25 protein-coding genes are annotated in these 23987 nt (G+C 71.8%); 11 read left to right on the top strand and 14 right to left on the bottom strand.

Annotated elements, in window-relative coordinates; translation table 11 throughout:
- Window positions 1–65: 65 nt before the first annotated feature.
- Window positions 66–1226, bottom strand: a complete 1161-nt coding sequence (locus C2L58_RS29805; protein WP_103340992.1) for a glycosyltransferase — start codon at window positions 1224–1226, stop codon at window positions 66–68.
- A gap of 30 nt (window positions 1227–1256) precedes the next feature.
- Between C2L58_RS29805 and C2L58_RS29800 the strand changes: the two genes are divergently transcribed.
- From C2L58_RS29800 to C2L58_RS50800, 9 genes are all read left to right on the top strand, one after another.
- On the top strand, window positions 1257–2870 hold the full coding sequence (locus C2L58_RS29800; RefSeq protein WP_103340991.1) for a phospho-sugar mutase: 1614 nt from the start codon (window positions 1257–1259) through the stop codon (window positions 2868–2870).
- Window positions 2870–3322 (top strand): flavodoxin family protein, encoded by a 453-nt coding sequence (locus C2L58_RS29795; RefSeq protein ID WP_103340990.1) that lies wholly within the window; start codon window positions 2870–2872, stop codon window positions 3320–3322. The genes C2L58_RS29800 and C2L58_RS29795 overlap by 1 nt, the downstream gene beginning before the upstream one ends.
- Before the next feature lie 295 nt (window positions 3323–3617).
- Window positions 3618–4040 (top strand): helix-turn-helix domain-containing protein, encoded by a 423-nt coding sequence (locus tag C2L58_RS29790; RefSeq protein ID WP_199191503.1) that lies wholly within the window; start codon window positions 3618–3620, stop codon window positions 4038–4040.
- Window positions 4037–4558 (top strand): hypothetical protein, encoded by a 522-nt coding sequence (locus tag C2L58_RS29785; RefSeq protein ID WP_103340988.1) that lies wholly within the window; start codon window positions 4037–4039, stop codon window positions 4556–4558. The genes C2L58_RS29790 and C2L58_RS29785 overlap by 4 nt, the downstream gene beginning before the upstream one ends.
- A complete protein-coding gene (locus C2L58_RS29780) occupies window positions 4555–5679 on the top strand; it encodes an MAB_1171c family putative transporter (RefSeq protein ID WP_103340987.1) in 1125 nt (374 codons plus the stop codon). The genes C2L58_RS29785 and C2L58_RS29780 overlap by 4 nt, the downstream gene beginning before the upstream one ends.
- A gap of 1 nt (window position 5680) precedes the next feature.
- Window positions 5681–6847 carry an amidohydrolase family protein gene (locus C2L58_RS29775; protein WP_103340986.1) on the top strand — a complete coding sequence of 389 codons (1167 nt, stop codon included), beginning with the start codon at window positions 5681–5683 and terminating at the stop codon, window positions 6845–6847.
- Between the two features lie 87 nt (window positions 6848–6934).
- On the top strand, window positions 6935–7324 hold the full coding sequence (locus C2L58_RS29770) for a hypothetical protein (protein WP_103340985.1): 390 nt from the start codon (window positions 6935–6937) through the stop codon (window positions 7322–7324).
- A 23-nt stretch (window positions 7325–7347) separates the two neighbouring features.
- Complete coding sequence (gene hisS / locus C2L58_RS29765) at window positions 7348–8637, top strand: histidine--tRNA ligase (protein WP_103340984.1); 1290 nt, start codon at window positions 7348–7350, stop codon at window positions 8635–8637.
- A gap of 554 nt (window positions 8638–9191) precedes the next feature.
- Complete coding sequence (locus tag C2L58_RS50800) at window positions 9192–9962, top strand: hypothetical protein (protein ID WP_233226013.1); 771 nt, start codon at window positions 9192–9194, stop codon at window positions 9960–9962.
- Window positions 9963–10073: 111 nt separating this feature from the next.
- On the opposite strand, the gene C2L58_RS29755 is transcribed toward C2L58_RS50800, so the two are convergent.
- The 8 genes from C2L58_RS29755 to C2L58_RS29720 form a co-directional block, all read right to left on the bottom strand.
- Complete coding sequence (locus C2L58_RS29755) at window positions 10074–11267, bottom strand: sensor histidine kinase (RefSeq protein ID WP_103340983.1); 1194 nt, start codon at window positions 11265–11267, stop codon at window positions 10074–10076.
- Window positions 11264–11911, bottom strand: a complete 648-nt coding sequence (locus C2L58_RS29750) for a response regulator transcription factor (protein WP_103340982.1) — start codon at window positions 11909–11911, stop codon at window positions 11264–11266. The genes C2L58_RS29755 and C2L58_RS29750 overlap by 4 nt, the downstream gene beginning before the upstream one ends.
- Window positions 11912–11974: 63 nt before the next feature.
- Complete coding sequence (locus tag C2L58_RS29745; RefSeq protein WP_103340981.1) at window positions 11975–13255, bottom strand: cation:proton antiporter; 1281 nt, start codon at window positions 13253–13255, stop codon at window positions 11975–11977.
- A complete protein-coding gene (locus C2L58_RS29740) occupies window positions 13252–14517 on the bottom strand; it encodes a cytochrome P450 (RefSeq protein ID WP_103340980.1) in 1266 nt (421 codons plus the stop codon). Before C2L58_RS29740 ends, C2L58_RS29745 begins: the two co-directional genes overlap by 4 nt.
- Window positions 14514–15584, bottom strand: coding sequence for an alpha-hydroxy acid oxidase (locus C2L58_RS29735; RefSeq protein ID WP_103340979.1), 1071 nt, complete (start codon window positions 15582–15584; stop codon window positions 14514–14516). Before C2L58_RS29735 ends, C2L58_RS29740 begins: the two co-directional genes overlap by 4 nt.
- The gene (locus tag C2L58_RS29730) at window positions 15584–17125 is read right to left on the bottom strand and encodes an NAD(P)-binding domain-containing protein (protein WP_103340978.1); all 1542 of its coding nucleotides are present in this window, start codon (window positions 17123–17125) and stop codon (window positions 15584–15586) included. The genes C2L58_RS29735 and C2L58_RS29730 overlap by 1 nt, the downstream gene beginning before the upstream one ends.
- 160 nt (window positions 17126–17285) lie before the next feature.
- Window positions 17286–18209, bottom strand: coding sequence for an aldo/keto reductase (locus C2L58_RS29725; RefSeq protein ID WP_233226024.1), 924 nt, complete (start codon window positions 18207–18209; stop codon window positions 17286–17288).
- A 50-nt stretch (window positions 18210–18259) separates the two neighbouring features.
- Complete coding sequence (locus C2L58_RS29720; protein ID WP_103340976.1) at window positions 18260–18661, bottom strand: MerR family transcriptional regulator; 402 nt, start codon at window positions 18659–18661, stop codon at window positions 18260–18262.
- 83 nt (window positions 18662–18744) lie between these two features.
- Here C2L58_RS29720 and C2L58_RS29715 point away from each other — a divergent pair, with 83 nt between their 5' ends.
- Window positions 18745–19371, top strand: a complete 627-nt coding sequence (locus C2L58_RS29715) for a TetR/AcrR family transcriptional regulator (RefSeq protein WP_103340975.1) — start codon at window positions 18745–18747, stop codon at window positions 19369–19371.
- Here the strand turns inward: C2L58_RS29715 and C2L58_RS29710 are convergent.
- The 5 genes from C2L58_RS29710 to C2L58_RS29690 all read right to left on the bottom strand — a co-directional run bounded on the left by C2L58_RS29710 (window position 19344) and on the right by C2L58_RS29690 (window position 23214).
- Entirely contained in the window at window positions 19344–20621 is a 1278-nt protein-coding gene (locus tag C2L58_RS29710) for a hypothetical protein (protein ID WP_103340974.1), read from the bottom strand. The genes C2L58_RS29715 and C2L58_RS29710 overlap by 28 nt on opposite strands.
- A complete protein-coding gene (locus C2L58_RS29705) occupies window positions 20618–21175 on the bottom strand; it encodes an RNA polymerase sigma factor (RefSeq protein WP_103340973.1) in 558 nt (185 codons plus the stop codon). The genes C2L58_RS29710 and C2L58_RS29705 overlap by 4 nt, the downstream gene beginning before the upstream one ends.
- Before the next feature lie 62 nt (window positions 21176–21237).
- Window positions 21238–22128 (bottom strand): hypothetical protein, encoded by an 891-nt coding sequence (locus C2L58_RS29700; RefSeq protein WP_103341093.1) that lies wholly within the window; start codon window positions 22126–22128, stop codon window positions 21238–21240.
- Between the two features lie 34 nt (window positions 22129–22162).
- Window positions 22163–22786, bottom strand: a complete 624-nt coding sequence (gene upp, locus C2L58_RS29695; RefSeq protein WP_103340972.1) for a uracil phosphoribosyltransferase — start codon at window positions 22784–22786, stop codon at window positions 22163–22165.
- A 5-nt stretch (window positions 22787–22791) separates the two neighbouring features.
- A complete protein-coding gene (locus C2L58_RS29690) occupies window positions 22792–23214 on the bottom strand; it encodes a protein-tyrosine phosphatase family protein (RefSeq protein ID WP_103340971.1) in 423 nt (140 codons plus the stop codon).
- 85 nt (window positions 23215–23299) lie between these two features.
- Here C2L58_RS29690 and C2L58_RS29685 point away from each other — a divergent pair, with 85 nt between their 5' ends.
- Window positions 23300–23914 (top strand): DUF1707 SHOCT-like domain-containing protein, encoded by a 615-nt coding sequence (locus tag C2L58_RS29685; protein ID WP_199191515.1) that lies wholly within the window; start codon window positions 23300–23302, stop codon window positions 23912–23914.
- Window positions 23915–23987 lie beyond the last annotated feature (73 nt).

Raw genomic sequence — 23987 nt, 5'->3', positions numbered from 1 at the left:
GTGCGGAAAGCGTCGACACGCGTGATCAGGAGGTCGACACGCGTGATCAGCGGGTCGACACGGTGTCAGGCGAAGGTGGGGAGTTCGGCGGCGACCTCCGCCGGGGACGGCATGGCCGCGACTTCCGCGGCCAACGCGCGGGCCGCGTCGCGGACCGCGGTGTCGGTGAGGAGGTGGCGGGCCTTGGCTGCCACGGCTTCGGCGGTGACCTCGGCGCCGAGCAGGCGGTCGCCCACGCCGGCCGCCAGGACCGCGTCCGCGTTGGCGAACTGGTCCGCGCCCTGCGGGAGCAGCAGCTGCGGGAGGGCCGCGCCGAACGCGCCGAGCGTCGTGCCGCTGCCGCCGTGGTGGATCACCAGGTCGACGTGCGGGAGCAGCGCCGCCTGCGGGACCCACGCCTCGAGCCGGACGTTCTCCGGGACTTCGCCCAGCGCGTCCTCGGGCAGCGACGGGCCGGTGGCGACCAGGACGTCGGCGTCCAAACCGGACAGCCCGGCGATCGCCTCGGTGAGCACGCCCGCGTGGCCCATCGCCGTGCCCAGCGTCAGGTAGACCAGCGGACGCCGCTTGTCCAGCACGCCCGCCGGCAGCTCGCCCGGCTCGCTCCAGCCCACCGGGCGCAGCGGCACCCGGCGGGTGCGCGCCAGGAAATCCGGGTCCTGCACCGACTCCGGGCAGATGTCGATGAACGGGCCGCCGAACGCCAGGTCCTCACCGGCCTCGATCCCCAGCCCCGCGGCGTGCTCGCGGATCGCGTCCCGGATCTTCGTGGTCATCGGGTCGCCGGTCGACACCCGGCCGAAACCGTGCGCCACCACCGGGAGCCCGGCCTTCCGCGCGGCGAACAACCCGCCCGGGTTGCCCGCCTCGCTCACGACCAGATCGGGCCGGACGTGCTCGAACAGCGGCAGCAGGTCCGCGGCGAACCGCGTCGGCAGCAGTTCGCCGAACACCTTCGCCACGACCGGGAACAGCTCCTCCCGCGGGATGTCGCCGGGCGGGCGCCGGGGGCCGGGCGGCCCGCTCTCGGCGAACGCCTGGCCGAACGCGGTCTCCATGGAAATGCCGGCCGCCGCCGTTTCGAGCCCGGCTTTCCGCAGCTGTGGAAGGAACTCTTCAGTGGTGGCGAAGACGACGTCGTGGCCCGCCTCGCGCGCGGCGACCGCCAGCGGCACGAGCGGAAAGGTGTGACCGAAGGACCCCAGTGAGGTGAACAGTAAGCGCACCTACCCGACCATAGCCCGTAGGCTGACGCGGTGACATCAGATTCCACCCTGCGTGACGCCGTTTCCCGCTGGATCGCCGCCGACCCGGACGCCGGCACCCGTGCCGAACTGGAAGCCGTGCTGGCCCGGGCGGACGGCGGCGAACCCGGTGCCGCCGAAGACCTGGCCGACCGGCTGGCCGGCCCACTCGAGTTCGGCACCGCCGGCCTGCGCGGCCCGGTGCGCGCCGGGCCGAACGGCATGAACGTCGCCGTCGTCACCCGGACGACGGCCGGGGTCGCGGAGTGGCTGAAGGCGCACGGGCACGCCGGCGCGCTGGTCGTCGTCGGCCGCGACGCACGGCACGGCTCGGAAGCCTTCGCGACGGCCGCCGCCGAGGTGCTGACCGCGGCCGGCTTCGACGTCAAGGTGTTCCCCCGCCCGCTGCCGACGCCGGTGCTCGCGTTCGCCGTCGGCCGGCTCGGTGCGGTGGCCGGGATCCAGATCACCGCGTCGCACAATCCCCCGGCGGACAACGGGTACAAGCTCTACGACGCGACCGGCGGGCAGATCGTCCCGCCGTCCGACGGCGAGATCGAGCGCGCCATCGAGGCCGCGCCGCCCGCCACCGACGTGCCGCGGGCGCCCGGCGCCGAGGTCACCGACCTGCTGGACCGCTACCTCGACGAGGTCGCGACGTTGCCGCTGGGCCACGAACGCTCGGTGCGGGTCGCCGCGACGGCGTTGCACGGCGTCGGCGCGGGCACGCTGCGCGCGGCGTTCGAGCGGGCCGGGTTCACCGACCTGCACCTGGTCGGCGACCAGGCCGCGCCGGACCCGGACTTCCCGACCGTGGCGTTCCCGAACCCCGAAGAGCCGGGCGCGACGGACCTGCTGCTGGCGCTGGCGTCCGATGTGGACGCCGACCTGGCCGTCGCGCTCGACCCGGACGCCGACCGGTGCGCGCTCGGCGTGCGCGAACGGGACGGGCGGTGGCGCATGCTGCGCGGCGACGAGACCGGCGTGCTGCTCGGCTCGTACGTCTTGTCCACAGTGGACCGCACGGTCCTGCCGGACCCGCTGGTGGCGACCACGATCGTGTCGTCGTCGATGCTCGGCGAAATCGCGAAGGCCGAAGGAGCCCGCTACGCCGAGACGTTGACCGGCTTCAAGTGGCTCGTCCGGGCCGGCGAGGGCCTGGTGTTCGCCTACGAAGAAGCGCTCGGGCTGTGCGTGAACCCGGGCTTCGTGCGCGACAAGGACGGCATCGCCGCCGCGACGCTGGCAGCCGGGCTCGCCGCGCAGCTGAAGGCGCAGGGCCGCACTCCGCTGGACGTGCTCGACGAGCTGGCGCGGCGCCACGGCGTCCACCTGACCGATCAGGTTTCGCTGCGGGTCACGGATCTCGCGGTCCGCGGCCGGCTGATGGCGAAGGTGCGGGCGACCCCGCCGTCCCGGCTCGGCGGCGTCGAGGTCGGCCTCGAAGACCTGCTGCCGGACGCCGACGTGGTGCGGCTGACCGGCGACGGCGTGCGCGTGGTCGTGCGGCCGTCCGGGACCGAGCCGAAGCTGAAGGCGTACCTGCAGGTGGTGGCGAGCGCCCGTGACGCGGCGCAGGAACGGCTGACGGCACTGCGGGCGGACGTCGAGGAGCTGCTCGCCTGATGCCGAGGCTGCTGATCGTGCACCACACGCCGTCGCCGTCGACGCAGGCGCTGTTCGAGGCGGTCGTGGCGGGAGCGACGCACCCGGACATCGAAGGGGTGGAGGTGGTCCGCCGCGCGGCGCTGGCGGCCACGGTCACCGACGTCCTCGAGGCGGACGGCTACCTGCTGGGCACGCCGGCGAACCTCGGCAGCATGAGCGGCGCGCTCAAGCACTTCTTCGACACGATCTACTACCCGTGCCTGGACGAGACGCGAGGTCGCCCGTTCGGGTACTGGATTCACGGCAACAGCGACACTTCGGGCACGGAACGCCAGTTGCTGGCCATCACGACCGGCCTGGCGTGGGCCAACGCAGCGAAACCCGTCATCAGCACGGGTGAACCGGACCAGAGAACCGTCGAAGCGTGCACCGAACTGGGTGGCACGCTGGCCGCCACGGTCATGGGCTGAAACGTAAGGGGCCTGTCACCGGAAGCCCTGGGGGTCGACCTCCGGCAACAGGCCGTGACCAAGGGTTCGCCCGAGAGCGATCAACCTTGGCCTGTGAAGCGTACTACACACGGCCGATCATGACGAGTCGAAGGCGCGACAACCTCTCGCCTGAGCCGATCCGTACACCCCCAGGGTACGGAGGGTCAGGCGAGAGGCGAGCCAACTGTAAACCACTGCATACGCCAGCTGTCAACATGTGCGTACAGTGGTTTTCCGGTTAGAATTTTCGCGGCTCGATTTTCAGGGGGTGGAGATGGCACGGGAACGCACCTTCGCGGAGCGCTTGAGCGCCCTGATCGAGGCCGCCCGGCTGGACGGGCGCGCCCCGCACAGCTACCGGGAGATCTCGGCCGCCGTCGAGCGGGCGGGTGGCCCGGCGATGTCGCCCGCCTACCTGCAGCAGCTCGCCACGGGCAAGCGGGTCAACCCGAAGATCCACTACGTCGAGGCGCTGGCGAAGCTGTTCGGCGTGCCGGTGACGTACTTCTTCGACGCGGAGGCGGCCGCGGCACCCGCGGGTGAGGCCCAGCTGATGGCGATGCGCGCCCAGGAGCTGTCCCCGCAGGGCCGCCGTCAGGTGATGGACCTGCTGGAGCTCGTCGAGCGCTACGAGCGGGCCGAACGCGAGGGCCGGAACCCGGAGGACGGCGAGGGCCGGGGAAGCGCGGTGCGATGAAGGAACGCGAGCTGCGCCGGCGCTGCCGGAAGCTGCTCAAGGAGCTGGACATCGAGCCGCCGCTGGACGTCGAGGTGCTGTGCGCGCGGCTGGGCGAGCGGCGCGGGAAGCCGATCCGGCTGCTGGCGTACCCGCTCGAGGTGCCGGGGCCGTTCGGCTGCTGGATCGCGACGTCGTCCGCGGACTACATCTTCTACCAGGCCGAAACGACGAAATCGCACCAGGACCACATCATCCTGCACGAACTCGGGCACATGCTGGCCGACCACCACCCGCAGGGCGACGCCGAACCGGCGGACTTCCTGCGCGGCCCCGCGCCGGATCTTGACCCGGATGCCGTACACCGCGCACTGCGCCGCTCGTCCTACGATGACGCCCACGAGTGGGAAGCCGAAACGGTCGCGACGATCATCCTCGAATGGGCGTCGGTCCTGAACTACACGATTCCCCGGCGCGCCGCCGACCGGGATCTCCGCCGGATCCAGGGGGCGCTCGGCGATCATCAAGGGTGGTTGTGAGCACACTTTTCAGCCCGGTGAACCTGATTGCGCTACTCCTGTTCTCCGCCGCGCTGGCGTGGCGGATCTACCAGGTGACCCGCGCGCCGACCGTGCCGAACTGGGCGGTCACCGCCTGCGTGGCCGGCTTCGCGGCGGCGTTCCTGCTGCAGCAGCCGGTGCTCTCCGACGAAGTCGACGCGCTGCTGGGCCGGGGTGCGGCGCGGGTCGCGAACAACGCGCTGCTGGCGTGCGCCGTCTGCGCGCTGGTGATCTTCTTCCTCGGCTCGGCGCTGGGCCCGCGCCGGTACCGCCGGGTGGTGGCCGAACTGGTCCCGCTGGTCGCGGCGATCGCGCTGATGGTCGTCGCGATGAGCCTGACACCGCCGGAGCTGCGGGGCCTGCCGCTGGGGCCGTCGACGATCCACGACAGCGGCGTCGCGGTCTTCTACCTCGGCGCCGGGCTGTACCTGATCTACGGCCTCATCGCCTGCACGGCCTGGATCGTGCGGTACCTGCGGGTGGCCGACCGGGACCTGCGGATCGGGCTGCGGCTGGGCGCGATCGGCATGGCCAGCGCGGCCGTCGGCAGCATCTTCCGCGCGCTGTACATCGTGGTGGCGTGGGCGTTCGGGCCCGTCGTGAAGGTCCTGCTGCTGCTCGGTGTGCCGTTCGTGATCGCCGGCGGGATGCTGTTCCTCGCCGGCGTGACCTACCCCGGGCTGCGGGCGCGGGTTTCGGCGTTGCGGCGCCGCCGCCAGCACCGGCGGGAGCACGAGGCGCTGGCTCCCTTGTGGACGGTCCTGGTCGAGGCGTTCCCCAGCATCGTGCTGCGGACGCCGCCGCGCCGCGGCGACCGGCTGTCCCCGCGCGGCATCCACCGCGTGCACTACCGGCGGGTGATCGAGATCCGCGACGGCCTGGTGCAGCTGTCGCCGTACCTCGAGGCGGACTTCGGCGAGGTCGCCGCCGCCGATCCGGCCGCCGCGGCGGCCGCGTTGAAGGCGGCGCTGCGGCGGCACGCGGACGGCGAAGCCAGCGACGGCCGCGCCAAGCAGGTCCTGCCCGCCGGGGCCGACGACCTCGAATCCGACGTCCGGCCGCTGCTCGCGCTGTCGGCCGCGATGACGAACGGGAAATGACGTGGACACCCTGATCACCGCCGGCCGGGTGCTGCCCCGGCCGGCCGCGCCGGTCGACGACGGTGCCGTGCTGGTGCGCGACGGCGTCATCGTCGCGGCGGGCCCGCGCGCGGACGTCGTCGCGCAGGCCGCGCCGGACGCGTCCCGGCACGACTTCCCCACCGGGACCGCGCTCGCCGGGCTGTGCAACGTCCACGTGCACGTGGCGTTCGACGCGTCCCGCGAGGTGCTGGCCCGCTTCTCGGAAAGCGAGGCCCCGCTGGACGGCGCGCGCTCGCGGCTCACGGCGATGCTGCGCAGCGGCGTCACGACCGTGCGGGACCTCGGCGACCGCGGGCACCTCGGCGCGGCCGTCCGGCGGTCGTTCGAGGGCTCTCCCGCGCCGCGGCTGCTCGTGTCGGGGCCACCGATCACCGTCCCGGGCGGACATTGCCACTTTTTCGGTGGTGAAACGGCTTCGGACGCCGAAATCCGCGCCCTGATCGACGCGAACGCGGCCGCGGGCGCGGACGTGATCAAGGTGATGGCCAGCGGCGGCCAGCTCACCGAAGGCGGCGCGGACATGTGGGAGTCGCAGTTCGACGCCCGGCAGCTGCGCGTGGTCACCGAGCACGCGGCGTCGCACGGGCTGCCGGTCGCCGCGCACGCCCACGGCGCCGACGCGATCGAGGCGGCGGTCGAGGCCGGGGTGTCGACGGTCGAGCACTGCAGCTTCCTGACCGGGCCGCGCTCCTTCGACCGCCGGGAGCACGTGGCGAAGCGGATGGCGGCCGACGGGATCTCGGCGTGCTCGACGAGCAGCCGCAACTGGCGGGTGATCGTCGAGAAGCTCGGTGACGACGTCGCCCAGGCGATGTACGGGCGGCTGCCGTGGCTCGAGGAACACGGCGTCCGGCTGCTGGCCGGGACCGACGCGGGCCTGCCCGGCTCGGTGTTCGACGACCCCGTCGGCGCGCTGGAACTCTACGAATGGCTCGGCTTTCCGCGTCGCCGGATCCTGGAGATCGCGACCGAAGACAGCGCGGCCGGGCTGGGCCTCGGCGACGTGACCGGACGGCTGGAAGCCGGGCTCGCGGCGGACGTCCTGGTCGTCGAAGGCGACCCGCTCGCGTCGCTGGCCGCGCTCCGCAACCCACTGCTGGTGCTGGCTCAGGGCCGTCCCGCCTAGGTTCCCCGATCGGGTCATGCCCAGTTTGGTGACAGCGTTTTAAAACAGTGTTACTGTTGCGCTACCCCACCTCGAAGGAGCTCCCCGATGCACGGACCGACCCAGCTGTTCACGGTGATCGCGCTGGTCTCGCTGCCGACCGTGATGTACGGCGGTTACGCGCTGATGGGCGTCATGCGCGACCGCAAGCTCACCGAACACCAGCGTGCGATGTTCCGGGCCGGCCACGCCCACGCCGGCGTCCTGCTGATCCTCGCCCTGGTCGCGCTGCAGATCCTCAGCCGCACGACGCTGTCCGGCACGACGTTGTGGATCGGCTGCTTCCTGCTGCTGTTCGGGATCCTCGCCCAATCGGGTGGATTCTTCTTCCACCTGCTCCCGAACCGCGGCAAGCTCGGCGGCCGCGTGACGTCCGTGGGCGCGGTGTTCCTGGCCGCGGCCACGCTGCTCACCGCGTACGGGGTCGCCTTCGCCTGAGCACCGGTCGTTAAGCTGGTGACGTGCCTGAATACCTGCCGACCGCGCCCTACAAGGGGACCCGGGACTTCCTGCCCGCCGAAATGTCCGTGCGTACCCAGGTGTTCGGTCATCTCTACGACGTCCTCGAACGCCGCGGCTTCCTCCGCTACGACGGCCCGATCCTCGAATCGGCCGAGATCTACGAGCGGAAGTCCGGCCAGGAGCTCGCCGACAAGCAGCTGTACACGCTGACCGACAAGGGCGGGCGGCGGCTGGCGCTGCGGCCGGAAATGACGCCGTCGGTGGCGCGGATGATCGCCGGGAGCGCGAAGTCGCTGTCGTTCCCGGTCCGCTGGTACAGCCACCCGAACTGCCACCGGTACGAGGCGCCGCAGCGCGGCCGCGTCCGCGAGCACTGGCAGATCAACGCGGACATCTTCGGCTCGGACAGCGCCAACTGCGAGATCGAGATCTTCGAGCTGGTGCACGACATGATGGCCGCGCTGGGTGCGACGCCGGACATGTTCGTGCTGCGCGTCAACGACCGGAACCTGCTGACGTCGGCGCTCACCGACGTCGCCGGCGTGTCGGCGGACCACCTGTCCCAGGTGTTCGCGCTGGTCGACCGGTGGGAGAAGTACCCGCGCGAGAAGCTGGCCGAGAGCGCCGGCGAGATCGGGCTGTCGGACAAGCAGTTCGAGAAGCTGGCCGAGACGCTCGACGCGGGCGAGGCGCTGCTCGACGAGCTGCCGGCCGACGTGCGGGCGGAGTCGAACCTGGTCCGCGTCCTGAACAGCAGCGCGGGTTCGCTGGTGAAGTACGAGCCGATCATCGTGCGCGGGCTGGCGTACTACACGTCGACCGTGTTCGAGGTCTTCGACACTTCGCCGGAGAACCGCCGCGCCCTCTTCGGCGGCGGCCGCTACAGCGACCTCGCGTCGATGTTCACCCCGCAGCAGATCCCGGGCATCGGCTTCGGCATGGGCGACGTCACGCTGATCGACTTCCTCGACACGCACGGCCTGACCCCGGCCTCGCGCAGCGAGGTCGACGTCATGGTGATCCCGGTGACCGAGGACCTCGCGGACGCGGCCCGGTCGGTGGCGGGCTCGCTGCGGCAGGCCGGGCTGCGGACGTCGACGCCGATCGAGCACCGCAAGCTGGGCAAGGAGCTGACCCGCGCGGACAAGGCGGGCGCGGTCGCGGTGGTGATCGTCGGCCAGGAGGACTGGGCGGCGGGGAACGTGACGGTCCGCAGCCTGGCGACCCGGGAGCAGAACCCGGTCGCGGTCGCCGACGCCCCGGCGGCGGTGCGGGCGCTGCTGGCGTAAATCGGATCGACTCCCCTCCGGCACCCCGGCATCCTGGGCGCCGGAGGGGATGCCGATGATCGGTTACGAAGACGCGCGGCAGTGGGTCGAGTTCGACGCCTACGTGCGGCGAGCGCCGGGGTATCGCCGCAAGAGACGGCTGAGCCGCCGGCCTTCGCGCGAAGAGCTGGCCGAAGCCGCGTGCGACCGTGACGGATATCTGCGCGAGGCCGCCGTCGAACGGCTGGCGGTCAGCATCGACCCTGAGGCCGTACCGCTGCTGCTGCTCCGGTGCGTCGACTGGGTCCGGCCGGTCCGGGAGCTCGCCCGGGCGATCGTCACGGCCAAACTGGACGACACGGTGCTTCGCGCGGTGCTGCCCTTGATCGGCGTCCTGCGGCGGCGTCAGGTCGACGCCTGGATGACCTCGCTGCTGCGCGAAGCCCTGCCTCGCTTGCTCGACGACGCACTCGCGCTGGAGGACCGGGAAACCCGCCGCTGGGGTCCACACGGAAGCGATCGGGCTCCTGTCGCGCGAGCGGCTGCTGCCCATCGCGACGCGGGACGCCGACTTCGTGATCCGGGCGACCTGCGGCAACGCGCTGCTCGACCGCGGCGAATGCGTCGAGGAACTGCTGGCGGCCGGGGCACCGAAGGTCCGGATGCGGGCGTTGACGTTGCTCGGGCCCGAAGCCGCCGTGGCCCACCTGGCGGACCGCTCGTCGGCGGTCCGGTCGATGGCGCAGGCGCTGGTCCTGAAGGCGGACGGCGACCCGGCTCCGCACTACCGCGCGTTGCCGGTCTCGTTCGGTGCGCTCGCGGGGCTCGGCGAAACGGGGACCGCCGCGGACGCGCCGATCCTGGAACGTCACCTCGCCGACGAGCGGCCGCGGATCCGCGGGGTGGCGGTCCGCGGCCTGCGCCGGGTCGCGCCGGAGTCCCCGGCGGTGCGGCCGTTGCTGACGGACCCGTCGCCGGCGGTGACCCGCCAGGTGGTGGCGTTCCTGCGCGGGAAGTTCGTCGACCTCGCCACGCTGCAGGCCCTCCTGTCCCCCGCGCACCCGATCCACACGCGCCGGGCGGCCGCGGCCCTGCTCCGCGACCGCGACACCTGGCGGCGCCTGCACACGGACCTCACCCTGCTGTCCGACCCCGACCTGGCCGCCGACGCCCACCAGGACATCCACGCCTGGCTGACGCACTCGGCGGACACCTACACGACCCCGTCCCCGGCCCTGGCCGCCGAGATCGACGCGGCCTGCACCACCCTCGACCCGGCCTTGGCCCGCCAAATCCGCTTCGCCCTGCCGGGCAGGCGTGCCGGAAGGGTCGACACGCGTGATTGAGCAGTCGACACGCGTGATTGAAGGGTCGACACGGCGAACCGGGCGTGCCTTGCCGTGTCGACCCTCTGATCACGCGTGTCGACCCTGGAATCACGCGAGATACCCGCCTGGTCACGAGGGGTCGGCGCGGAGGAGGCGGAGGGTGAAGGTGGCTCCGGCTCCGGGGCGGGCGGCGGCCGCGATCGTTCCGCCGTGGCCGGTCACCACTTCGCGGACGAGGGCGAGGCCGAGGCCGAAGCGGCGGCCGTCGCCGTCCGAGCCGCGGGCGAAGCGCTCGAAGATGCGGTCCGCGTCGGACTGCGGGAAGCCCGCTCCCGTGTCGCGGACGCGCAGTTCCACGTGCCGCTCGTCGGGGACGCCGAGCGACACCTCGATCGAGCCGCCCGGCGGGGTGTGGCCGAGTGCGTTGTCCAGCAACGCCGACAGCACGCGGCGCAACGCCGTCGGCACGCCCTGGACGACGTACGGCCGCCGCTCCCGCGTCACCGCCAGCCGGACCTGGCCCTCCTCCGCGCGCACCGCCTCGGCCGCGACCGCCTCCTCGGCCAGCACCCCCAGCTCGACCAGCTCCAGCGACGGCCGTTGGCCGCACGCCTGCGCCGACAGCAGCAGGTCCTCGACGACCTCGCCGAGTTCCCGCGTGCCGCGCACCAGCTGGTCGAGTTCCGCCGCGTCACGCCCGGACGACCGCCGGGCGAGCAGCTGGGCGCGCGTGTGCAGCCGGGTCAGCGGGGCCCGCAGTTCGTGGGACGCGTCCGCGACGAACGTCCGCTGCCGCCGCAGGGCGTCCTCCAGCGGCCGGATCGCCCGGCGGGCCAGCACCCGCCCGCACCCCAGGGCCGCCAGCAGCGCGAGCACCTCGGCGACGCCGAGCCCCAGCACCAGCGACGCGCGGTCCTGGATCTGGTACCGCTCCTCGAAGAACGCCTGGGAGACGACGCCGCCGCGGTTCTCCACCCGGATCGTGTAGGTCATGGCGTCGATCGACCGCCGCTCGGTGTAGACGTCGCCGGGCGACGGCACGAACGCGGCCAGCTCGAGGCTCGGCATGCCCGCCGGCGGTGGCCCCGCGGGCGCGTGCGCCCCCGGCGTGAACAGCCAGACGCAGCCCGGCGGGGTCGCGCCGGGACCGAGCTGGATCGTCCTGGCCAGCAGCCGGTCCGCGTCGGCGTGCTGGCCGGACAGCAGGATCCCGTACGCGATCGCGCCCGCGACGGCCACGAGCAGCGACACCACCACGGCGATCTGCGCGGTGATCACCCACCGCGCCCGCCGCAGGGCCCGTTCCTCTGAGTCGGGACTCATACCACGCCGATCTGGTACCCCAGGCCGTGCACGGTCCGCACGACGTCCCGGCCGAGCTTGCGCCGCAGGTAGTACACGTATGTATCCACAATGGACTCACCGGTCGAATCGGCGAACACGCGCGTGCGCAGCGCCGCCCGCGGGTGGATCGCCTTGGGCCGCTGCGCCAGCGTCCGCAGCAGCTCGAACTCCCGCCCCGAAAGCGTGATCCGCTCTCCGCGCGGCAGCACGACTTCGTGGCGCTGCAGGTCGAGGGCCGCCGTGCCGAGCGGCAGGCACTCGGCACCTTCGAGGTCACGCCGGCCCAGCGCGCGCAGCCGCGCCAGCAGTTCCTCGGCCTCGAACGGCTTGACGAGGTAGTCGTCCGCGCCGGCGTCGAGGCCCGCCACGCGGTCGGCCACCTCGCCCAGCGCCGAGAGCACCAGGACCCGCGTGGTCACCGCCCGGGCCCGCAGCCGCCGCAGCAGCTCGAGCCCGTCGAGCACCGGGAGCCGGCGGTCGATGACCATCACGTCGTAGTGCCCGGTGAGCCCGAGGTGCAGGCCCCGCTGGCCGTCGTGCGCCGCTTCGGTTTCATAGCCCTCGTCCGCGAGCAGCTCGCGCAGCATGCCCGCCAGTTCCCGGTCGTCTTCGACCAGCAGCACTCTCGGTTTCGCCACCCCGTCGCGCACCGATCCATCTTGGCAGTTATTTCCGAACTTGAAGAATCAACTTTTCCCGGTGACCGGGACTGGTTCGGCCGTAAGGAGTACCTCGGTGGTCCCCTTGCGGGCATCACGCCGGTCGAGCCAGCTGAGCACCGGCGCGGTCATGACCGTGGTGACCAACGCGACCAGCACCAGCACCGTGAACAACGCCGGCGACACGATCCCCGCGGCGAGCCCGACGTTCAACGCGATCAGCTGCATCAGCCCGCGGGCGTTGACGAGCACGCCGACGCGCGACGCGATGAACGGCGGCTCCCCCGCCAGCCGCGCCGCACCCCAGGACGCGCCCAGCTTGCCGACGATCGCGACCGCCACGCACAGCAGCGCGAAGGCGAGCAGCTTCGGATCGGCGAGCAACGCGAACCGCGTGTTCAGGCCGGAATAGGTGAAGAACAGCGGCAAGAAGACGATCCGCCCGATCGGCATGATGTTCGCGAGCACGGCCTCGGTGGCCGGCGTGCGGGGGAACGCGATCCCGACGCAGAACGCGCCGAACACCGCGTAGAGCCCGATCACGTCCGTGAACCAGGCGGCGGCGAACAACGTCATCGCGGTGATGAGCACCCGGTGGTCGACACTCAGCCGTTCGCTGCCCATCGCCTTCGCCAGCAACCGCCGTCCGATGATGAACACCAGCCCGGCGAAGAGGAGGCCGCCGCCCAGCGCGAGCGCGACCGGCCCGGCCGACCCGGCGTGCATGCCGAGCACGACCGCCAGCAGGATCCACGCCAGCACGTCGTCGAGCGCGCCGCAGGCCAGCGCCAGCGAGCCGAACTTCGTCGACGCGATCCCGCGTTCGGTGATGATCCGCGCGAGCATCGGGAACGCCGTGATCGCCAGCGCGACGCCGACGAACGCCATCGACGTCACCGGCGATACCCCGGCCTTGCCGATACCCACCCAGCTCAGGCCGATCGCGCTGACGCCGAACCCGAGCGCCAGCGGCACGATCGTTCCGGCCGACGAGATCGCCGCGACCGACTTGCGCGATTTCCCGATGCTGCTGAGGCTGAATTCGTAACCCGCGCCGAACATGTAGATGACCAGGCCGATCTGGCCGCCGACGTAGAGCAGCGAGCGGACGGCGTCCGGGAACAGCGCCGCCTGCACGTCCGGCAGGATCAGCCCGAACAGCGAGGGGCCGAGCAGGACCCCGGCGATCATCTCGCCGACCACCGGCGGCTGGCCGAGCCGGACCGCGGCCAGGCAGACCAGCCGGGCCACCAGGAGGATCACCACGACGGCGAGGAAGAACGCCGGTGCCGCTTGGGACGGGCTCATCGATTGCCTCCGGCGAAGTAGGTCGAGCACAGGGCTTGGCGACGGGCGTCGAGGACCATGTACGTGCCGAACACGAGCTGGGCGAAGCTGCGCCAGACGTCTTCCCAGCGGTCGCGGACCGCGAGCCACACCAGGGGGGCGCGGCGCCGGCGGGCCCCGCGGGGCGTGAGCAGCGCCGGGCCGCGGTTGGGGATCGAGCGCGTGTGCGTGGCCGTCGAGGCGAGGCTGAAGCGGCGGAGCACTTCCCGCGTCACGACCCGCATGGTCGGCGGCGCGAGCCCCCGGGCCGGGCAGGCGCGGTTCTGCGCGACGCCGAAGGGGATGAAATCGTCCTTTTCGGACTGGGCGGCGTAGCCCGGGTAGCTGAAGCACAGCACCGTGCCCGCCGGGATGGTCAGGTCCGCCACCTCGATGTCGGCGGTGGAGATCCGGTGCGCGATGCCGAACAGCGGGAACCGGCGGAGGCCGTCGTCGATGACGCCGTCGAGGTAGGCGTCGTCGTCCGGGTGCCCGGCGAGCCGCCGCTGGGTGTCCGGGGACTGGGCGATGATCATCAGCAGGTGCGCCATCGCCTCGGACATCTGCACGACGGCGGTGTTGAAGAAGGTCCCCTGCAGGTAGTACGCCTGCTCTTCCGGGGTCAGGGACTCCGGCAGCGGGTGCGGGACGTCGGCGAGGCGCCGTCGCAGGTACCGCGTCAGCCGGGCCCGGCGGCGCATGTTGCGCGGCCGCACGCACTTGAGCGCCGAGACGACGTCGTCGGCGTGCCCGACGATGAGGTCGCGCGCCTCGGGCGGGCACGGCTCCTCGAACACCAGCTCGTAGTACAGCTCGGCCCAGATCGGCATCATCAGGTCGCGCAGCCGGACGAGGCCGGGCTCGACGCCGTCGAGGACGTGCGCGGCCACCCGCCGGGCCAGCGCCTCGGAGTCCTTTTTGGACCGGACGAGGATGTGCCGGGTGCACTTGGCGACGGCGTCGTAGCGCGGCCCGGCCTCGAGGTGTTCCTGGTGCACCTGAGGGCCGGGCGCGAGCCAGTACCAGAACAGGTCGGACAGCGCGGCGCCGCGGCTGCGGCCGTTCGCCGCCGGGTCGGCGTAGACGCGCTTGAAGTCCGCGGCGCCGACCTGCGTCCCCGGGATCGTCACCGCGTCCTGGCCGTTCACCAGGGCGAAGATCTTCATCCGCAGCGCCACCACCCGCTGGGGCAGCCAGGCGGGCGCGGACACCGCCGCCGCGGCCGCCAGCACCTTGCCGATCACCGCCGCACCTGGTCCGGGGTGAGATCGGCCGGGTGCCGGCCGCCGCACAGCGCGAGGGCCTGGTCGAAGTCGTCCCGCAGCAGGTCCAGGACCTCGGAGACGCCTTCACGCCCACCCGCGGCCAGCCCCCACACGATCGGGCGGCCGACCCCGACCGCGTCCGCGCCCAGGGCGAGCGCCTTCACGACGTCGGTGCCGCGCCGGATCCCGCCGTCCAGCAGCACCGGCAGCGCGCCGCCGACGGCCGCCGCGATCTCGGGGAGCACGTCGATGGTGGCGGGCACGGTGTCGAGCTGGCGGCCGCCGTGGTTGGACACGACGATCCCGGCGACGCCGTGGTGCACGGCCAGCCGCGCGTCCTCGGCGTGCAGCAGGCCCTTGATCAGCACCGGGAGCTTGGTCTTCGACCGCAGCCACGCGATGTGGTCCCAGTTCAGCCCGGCCGACATGACGATCTCGCGGACATGGCTGGTGTTGCCGCCGCTGCGGTTTTCGCCGATGTTGCGCAGGTTCTCCACGGCCAGCCCGGGCGGCAGGTCGTGGAAGGCGTTGCGGTCGTCGCGTTCGCGGCGGCCGAGCACGGGCGAGTCGACGGTGACGACGAACGCCTTCACGCCCGCGGCTTCGGCGCGGCGCACGATCGCCTCGGTGAACTCCAGATCCGGCTGCAGGTACAGCTGGAACCACAGGCCCGGGTCCGGCGCGACCTCGCGGGCCGCCGCGGCGATGTCTTCGATCGCCGTGGTCGCGGCCATGCTGACGATCATGATCGTGCCCGCCCGCGCCGCCGCCCGCGCGGTGGCGAGCTCGCCGTCGGGGTGCGCGAGCCGGTGGAACGCCGTGGGCGCGACCAGGATCGGCATCGAGGACGGCGTCCCGAGCAGCTCGATGCTCAGGTCGCGTTTGTCGCTGCCGCGCAGCACCCGGGGCACCAGCCGCAGGTGCTGGAACGCCGTTTCGTTCTCCCGCAGGGTGATTTCGTCCTGCGCGCCACCCGCGAAGTAGTCGTAGTGGACCGGGTCGAGGCGGCCGCGGGCCGCCGCCTCGAACTCGGCGATCGTGCGCATCACAGCTCCCGGGCGAAGAACGCGGTCAGCGGTTCGACGTGCACCTCTTTGTCCCACTCGTTCTCGAGGTTCTCGGTGACGTGGTGGGTGGCGACCAGCTCGCCGCGGCGGTAGTGGCGGACGATCGGGTGCAGGTAGTGGCCCTCGCCGTGGTCGTTGGCCTTGTCCTGGGCCGCGCGCGCGACGAAGTCGAACGGGTCGATCTTGTCGTGGTCCGGGCCGTAGTCGAGGGTGACGACGTAGGCGTCGTCCGGCGGGTCGTGGAGAACGCGGTCGACCGGCACCTCTTCGAGGTAGCGGGCGGTGTCGCCGTCCACGACCAGGACGTCGCCGAGGAAGCCGAACTGCTGGTACAGCGCGGAAGACCGGTTGATCCGGGTGATCACCGCTTCGGTCAGCGCGTCCGGTTTGGCGGGCAGCTCGGTGCTCGGCCACGGCGTGTCGTGGTGGCGCTCGTTCAGGACCTTGGTGAGCGCGCGGACGCCGTAGCGGAAGCCGTGGATGAACGCGCTGGTGGCCTTCTTGAAGTCACGGACCTGCGTGATCGTGCCGGCGAAGTAGAGGCCGGGCACGTTCACCGACTCCCAGTCCGGGGTCTGCGCCGGGAAGCGGTCGTCGATGGTCAGCTCCGGGCGGCAGTCTTCGTCGAACAGGGACGCGTCGAACCGGAAGCCGGTGCAGCCGATCACGCGGTCGTAGCGGATCTCCTTGATCACCTCGTCGGCGCGGGCGAAGGCGAACTTGACGTGGTAGCCGTCGGCGTCCTTGCGGACTTCGCGCACGTCGCCGTCGAGGATCGCGTGCTGGAGCTTCAGCTGGTACATGTCGAGGATGCCCGCGTTGTACGCGCGGAGGTGGCCGACGAAGTGCGTGCGCCAGGCCAGCTTCACCGGCCGCGGCCCGCCGACGTGCACGACGGCGGCCGTCTCGATGAGGTTGTCCGCGGTCTCGAACGCCGAGTTCCCCTTGCCCAGCACGAGGACCCGCTGGCCGGTGAAGCTCTTCGGGTCGACGTCGACGTCCACGTACTGGTCGATCAGCTCGACGCCGGGGAACTGCGGGATGTACGGCTTGGTGACACCGCTGGCCATGATCAGCCGGTGTGCTTTGAACTCCTCGTCACCGGCGGTGAGGACGAAGGTCTCCTGCTCGCGGCGGATGCGCGTCACCCGGGTGTCGTAGCGGACGTCGACTTCGTGCTTCGCCGCGTAGTCGGCGATGTAGCGGAGGAAGTCCGGGGCGTCCGGGAAGAGCTTGTCGCTGTAGCCGGTGAAGACGAGCGCATCGCCGCCGGCGTCGGGCTCGGCGAGGATCGAGTTCCAGTCCATCCGCATCCGCAGCTCCGGGTCGGCGTACCCGGTGTGCTTCTTGTTGATGGAGATGAGGGTCCGGTGCCGCGGGAAGGTCTCGAAGAAGTGCCCGGGCGCGGAACCGCCTTCCAGCACGAGGTACCGGTGCCCGGCGTGGCCGAGGTGCTGCCCCAGCTGCACCCCGGCCGGCCCGGCCCCGACGACCAGATAATCGAGCACTTCCTCCGCCACGACGACCTCCTGGGGCTCGGCACCGACCGCTTGATCGGCGCCGAGCCTGCTCCGGAGATCTCAGAAAAGCCTCAGAAGTAAGTTACGCACGTGCCCGGTCGTGAGTGGTAAGGCGGGTTAGAACCCGCCTTACCACTCACGACAAGCTGCGGCAGAACGCTTACTTGCCGGCCGCGCGGGCGAGCCGTTCGGGGTAGCGCTCTCCCGCGATCGCGTCGGCCGGTGCGGCTGCCGCGATGGCCGCCAGGTCGTCGGCCGTCAGCTCCAAGGAAGCCGCCGCCACGTTCTCCTCGAGGTACTTGCGGCGCTTGGTGCCCGGGATCGGGACCACGTCGTCGCCCTGGGACTGGACCCACGCCAGCGCCAGCTGACCCGCCGTCACGCCCTTGTCCGAAGCCAGCTTGCGCAGGGCCTCGACGATCGCCATGTTGCGCTCGAAGTTGCCCTCGGCGAAGCGCGGCAGGCCGCGGCGCATGTCGTCCTCCGGGAGGTCCGCGACGGACTTCACCGCGCCCGTCAGGAAACCCCGACCCAGCGGCGAAAACGGGACGATCCCGATGCCGAGCTCGCGGCACGTGTCCAGGATTTCGCCTTCGATCCCCCGCGTCCACAGCGACCATTCGCTCTGCAGCGCCGTCACCGGGTGCACCGCGTGCGCGGCCCGGATCGTCGCCGCGCTCGCCTCGGAAATCCCGGCGTACCGGATCTTTCCGGCCTCCACCAGCGACGCCAGCGCACCCCAGGTCTCTTCGATCGGCGTGTCCGGGTCGACGCGGTGCTGGTAGTAGAGGTCGATGTGGTCGACGCCGAGACGGCGCAGCGACTCGTCGCACGACTGCTTCACGTACGCGGCATCACCGCGGGCGCCCATCGCGCCGTCGTTCCAGACGATGCCGAACTTCGTCGCCAGCACGACCTCGTCGCGGCGGCCGGCGATCGCGCGGCCGACCAGCTCCTCGTTGACGCCGTTGGCGTAGACGTTCGCCGTGTCCAGCAGCGTCACGCCGAGCTCCAGCGCGCGGTGGATGGTCGCGATCGACTCGTCGTCGTTGTCGCGGACGCCGTAGGCCTGGCTCATCCCCATGCAGCCCAGCCCCTGGGCGCCGACTTCCAGGCCGCCCAGCTTCCTGTTCTTCACGCGGAAATCTCCTCCATGCCGGGTTCCACGCCGAGCACCTTGCGCTCGACCTGGGCGTAGTTTTCGATCTTGTAGTCGAGGACGTCGAGACAGCCCTGCAGCTCGGCGATCCGCTCGGCGACCGACCGGCGCTGCTCCACCAGCAGGGCCTTGCGGCGGCCCGCGCTCGCGGGGCCGTGACGGCGCAGCGACGCGTACTCGCGCATGCTCTTGATGGGCATCCCGGTGGTGCGCAGCTTGGTCAGGAACCCCAGCCAGCCGAGGTCGTCGTCGGAGTAGGCCCGGCGGCCCGCGGTGTCCCGTGCGGGCGGATCGAGCAGTTTGATGCGCTCGTAGTACCGGAGGGTGTCGATGGACAGTCCGCCACGTCGCGCGGCTTCCGCTATCGAGTAGCTCATGGCCCGACAGTACGACCTGGAGTGCACTCCAGGTCAACTCCCGGCACTGGCCTTCCATAACACCGTTCCGATACGCTGCGTACATGGCGCGACCACGCACGCACGACGAAGCGCTCCGGCTCAAGCTGCTCGACCGGGCCGGCGAACTCCTCGCGGCCGACGGCCCGAAGGCGCTTTCCCTGCGCAAGCTGGCCGCCGACGCCGGGACGTCGACCACCGCCGTGTACTCGCTCTTCGGCAGCAAACCCGATCTGGTGAACGCCCTGTACACCGAGGGCTTCCGCCGCTTCGGCGCCCGGATGGCCGGGACGCCGCTGACCGGCGACGCCGTCGAGGACCTCGTCGCCCTCGGCAGCGCGTACCGCACCAGCGCGCTGGCCGACCCGCACCTCTACGGGATCATGTTCACCAAGTCGGTGCCCGGGTTCGAGCCGAACGAAGACGCCGAGAAGCTCGCCCGCGAAACGCTCAAGCCCCTGGAACGGATCATCCGCCGCGCCATCGCCGACGGCGTCTTCCTCGACGTCCCGCCGGAGACGGTCGCGGTCGGCTGCTGGGCCATCGTGCACGGCCTGGTGTCGCTGGAGCTGACCGGCAACCTGCCGGAGGGGTTCGACGTCACCAGCTCCTACGAGCGGGCCCTGCGCGCGAACGCCTCCGGCTGGCTGCGGCCTCAGATCACTCAGACCAGCGGCACCGTCCCGTCGTAGACGACCCCGCCCTTCGCGTCTCGCGCCGTCACGTGGACGTTCGTTTCCGGGAGGACCTTGATGTTCGCGGGGGCCCACACGACGACCATGCCGTCCACGACGTGGGTCTCGGTGCTCGCGCCGCTCCCGAAGTCGACGACCGCCGTCGCCGCGGTCGCGGGCAGGACCGCGGCGAACGGCCGGCGAGCCACCCCCGGCGGGGCACCCGTCTGGGGATGGCCCAGGGTGTCCACCATCAAGGGGTACGCCGGCGGCTTCTCCGGTGGGGGGCCGCTGGGGAAGGCGCGGGCCCTCGTCTTCCCCGGCCGCCGGTAGTCGGGCTCGGTCGTGCACACCACGAACCGGTCGCCGAAGCGGCCGAGGACCACCCGGTAGTCGTCCGTCGCGAGCAGCGGCCCCGGCTCGTACGCCGCCGCGTCGGGGATCGCTTCCATTTCCGCCGCCGCCAGGCAGTCGCCCAGCGCCCGGCCCGCGGATGACGTCCGGTCGCTGGTCACCGGCCGGTCCACGACCGAAAGCAGGGGCGGCGGCGCCGCGGGCAACGTCTTCGCGCCCGGCTGCATGGGCCTGCCGATGGTGAGTGTCGTCCGCGCCGGGTCGCTCCGGGTCACCCCGACGAACTGCCGGGTGACCGGGGAGAAGTAGAGGGCCTGCGACATGTTGTCGCCGCCTTCGGTTCGCGAGTCGAGGAACAGCCCGGCTCCATCGGGGGCGAGGATTCCGCCGACCATCCCGGTCGCGCTCTGCAGCAGCAGCCCGGTGCGCGTGTCCGGGGCGTAGGCAGGAGTGGCTCCCGGGTCCGACAGCGTCACGGTCGTCTCGGTGGTCTCGCAGAACATCGGTTTTCCGGCGGCGGTGGCCGCGACCACCGCGTCGGCCTGGAAGACCTCCGTGAACAGCGGGACCCAGTCCGCACGCGGGGGCACGCGGTCCGTCTTGCCCGCCGCCTGCACCGCGGCCCAGCAGCGGTCCAGCGACGAGGTCGCCACCTGCACGTCGAGCGTCAGCCGGTTGGGGACGTCCGCACTCGGCGGCGGTGTCGGCGCGGGACCGCCCACGGGCTGCGGCCGGACCGACTGCGTCACGACGACCGCGCCCGCGGCCAGCACCGCGACGGCCGCCGCGGCGGCGTACCAGACGTGCTTCCTCCGCCGTGGTTTCGTGAGGCCCTGGCGGACTTCGGTCCGCAACCGCGCCCGGACGTCGTCCGGGAGCTTCCGCCGGAGCGGCAGGCCGGGGTCGTCGCTCATTTCTCCTCCAGCAACGTGCGCAGCCGGGCGCGAGCCCGGGACAGGTGGGCGCGGACGGTGCCTTCGGCGACGGCCAGCAACGCCGCGGCGTCGGCGGCACTGAGGTCGCCGAGCAGGCACAGCTCGACGACCTCCCGCTGCGCCTTGGGCAGCGTCCGGACGGCCTCGACGACTTCGCGTAACCGCTGCTCGCCGTCGAGCCGCTCGGCCACGGTGTCGGCGTGGTCGGACACCACCGGCGCGTCAGGCATCTTTTGCAGCAGCCGCAGCCGCCTTCGCGCGCCGCGGTACTCGTCCTTGGCCGCGTTGCCGGCAACGGTGTAGAGCCACGGCAACGCGCTGTCGCGCACCAGCGTCACCTCGGCGCGGCGGCGCCAAGCGGTGAGGAACGTGTTCGAGGTGAGGTCCTCGGCCGCGCTCCACGAGCCGGTCAGCCGGTAGGCGTGGTTCCAGACCGCCTCCACATGGCGTTCGAAGAGCTCGCTGAAGGCCGCTTCGTCGCCTTCGGCCGCCCGGTCCCACAGTGTCCGATCGTCCAGCGCCCGATCACCCACCGGCGCCCCCGTCGCATGGTTGGTCACACCCCTTCGTGGCCGGCACCGACCCGGATGTTGCGCTACTCGGCCGCGGGGAACTGCGCGTCCGTCAGGTCGAGCTCCTCGTGTTCGCCTCCGTCGAAGGCGGCTCCCTCGGCGAAGACCGCGCGCGGGAACTCGAACCGGCCGCCCGAGCGGATCCTGGTGAAGCGAACGTCCCTGGCGAAATGCGCCCGGGAGAAGAACGCGCCCTCCTCGAAGACCGACCGGTCGAAGTTCGCGATGTCGCGGAACTCCGCGCCGTAGAACCCCACCTGGCGCGTGAAGCGCGTGCCGCGGATGTGGAGCTGACCGATGAACCGGGCGCGGCTGAAGTCGGCGGCGGCCAGGGTGCAGCCGCTCAGCCGGAAGTCGACGAGAGTGGCTCGCTGCAGGTCGATCGACATCCCCGGCCAGTAGCCCGCCGCGTCGTGGCTCAGGTGCGTCTTCAGCAGCTCCTGCACGGCCAGCCGGACGAGGAGTTCACTCTCCTCGGGGTCGTCGTCCAGGTCGCGTGCTGCGGTGCCTTTGAGTCCCACGACCGGAGCCTTGAACGGCATCCGCAGGTAGGCGCACAGCACGTTCACGATCGTCTGGCGCTGCTTCGGGTTGTCCTGCCCGAGCCGCTCGAGCGCGTACAGCCCGCCGAGCCGCACGGGAGCTTTGTCGCTGCCGAGCTGCTCCACGGCCTTGGTGTACAGCTCGGTGACCCGGCGCTCCTCGAGGTCCCGGGTCGTCTCGGCCAGCTGCACCTCCAGCGTGCGCTGGCGGCGCGTCGCCAGCCACAACGCGAACACGCCGCCCGCGCCCGCGCCGACGCCGAACGCCGTCTTGACCGCGTCGATCCGGACCGGCGCGTCCGGCCGCCCGGACCAGGCCAGGAACAGCCAGAGCAGGACCCCGGTGACAGCGGCGACCGCGACGGCGGTCACGGCGATCCACCGCCACTTCAGCACCGGCACCGGCTCAGACGGCGCCGTACTGGCGGTCACCCGCGTCGCCGAGGCCCGGGACGATGAAGCCCGAGTCGTTGAGGCGCTCGTCGATGCTCGCCGTGACCACCCGGACCGGCAGGCCCGTCTTCTCCAGGTGCGCCAAGCCTTCCGGCGCCGCGAGCGCGCAGATCGCCGTCACGTCGTCGGCGCCGCGGTCGGTGAGCAGGCGGATCGTGTACTCCATCGAGCCGCCGGTGGCGAGCATCGGGTCGAGCACCAGCACCGGCCGGTCGGCGAGCGATTCCGGCAGCGACTCCAGGTACGGCGTCGGCTTGAGCGTCTCCTCGTCGCGCGCCAGGCCGACGAAGCCCATCTGCGCGTCCGGGATCAGCTTGTGCGCCTGGTCGGCCATCCCCAGGCCGGCGCGCAGCACCGGCACCAGCAGCGGCGGCTTGGCCAGCTTGTAGCCGTCGGTGCGGGCGACCGGCGTGTGGATCTTCTCGATCTTCACCGGCACGCCGCGCGTGGCTTCGTAGACCAGCATGACGGTCAGCTCGTGCAGCGCGGCCCGGAACGCGGCGCTGTCGGTGCGCGCGTCGCGCATCGTGGAAAGCCGGGCCTTCGCGAGGGGGTGGTCGACGACGTGCACATCCATGCGGGTCAATCTAGCCGTTTCGCGAAGCTCTTCACCCAGCCGCGCTGCCAGGGCGTTTCGACGGCCCGCTCGTGGTAGTGCGCTCTTGTCCAAGCGACGGCTTGGTGAGCGGGCACGCCGGAGAGGATCGCGAGGCAGGCCAGCACGGTGCCGGTCCGGCCGGCGCCCCCGTAGCAGGCGACCTCGACGGTCTCGGTCTTCGCCCGCTCGTGGAGGGCCTTGATCTTTTCGCGGGCATCGGCGGGGTGGACCGGCAGCAGGAAGTCCGGCCAGGTCACCCATTCGTGCGGCCAGGTGATGCCCCCGCCGTGCTTGCGCCGCAGCCGGCTCGTCCCCAGGTAGAGCCCGAAATCGGGCTCGGGTCCGTCGGGGCGGGGGCGTGCCAGCCCGCGCCCGTGCACGCGGGTGCCGTCCGGAAACTCGACCATCGGGACAGTGTCCTCCAGAAGATGGACACGCTGGGTGGTTTTCGCCGATAAGCTGCGCCGGGTGAGCGAACTGACGCCCGACCAGATGCGGGCTTCCGACGCGGACCGCGAACGCGTCGCCCAGGTGCTGCACAACGCCCTCTCGGAGGGCCGGATCACCGTGAACGAGCTGGAAGAACGGCTCACGACGATCTACGCGGCGAAAACCCTCGGCGAACTGAAGCCGGTGACGGCGGACCTGCCGATGTCGTCCGCGGCGGTCGAGCCGGCGACCACGCGGGCCCTGGGCTTCCCGGACCAGCGCATCGGCGGCCACCCGGGCTCCCCGGTGTCGATCGGCGTGCTGTCGGGCGCGGTCCGCAAGGGCAGCTGGGTCCTGCCCCCGCAGCACAACAGCTTCGCGTTCTGGGGCGGCGCGGAGATCGACCTGCGGCAGGCGCGGTTCGCGGACAAGCACTGCACGATCACCGCGGTGGCGATCATGGGCGGCATTCAGATCACGGTCCCGGACGACGTCAACGTGGACGTCACGGGCATCGGGTTCATGGGCGGGTTCGTGCTGGAGGACAAGTCGGGCGCACCCCCGGCCCCGCCGACGGCCCCGACGGTGAGGATCAACGGACTCGCGTTCTGGGGCGGGGTCGTCGTGTACCGGAAGCCGGCGAAGCGGTCGGAACCGCCGCAGATCGAAGGGTCTTGACCACGGCTTTGTGACGCGTTCGGCACCCAGCGTCACAACCAACGGGGGCTCGCACTGTCGGACGACACTGTCG

Source organism: Amycolatopsis sp. CA-126428 (genome assembly GCF_002904335.1).
Taxonomy (GTDB): Bacteria; Actinomycetota; Actinomycetes; order Mycobacteriales; family Pseudonocardiaceae; genus Amycolatopsis.
This window is presented reverse-complemented; position numbering and strand designations above follow the sequence as displayed.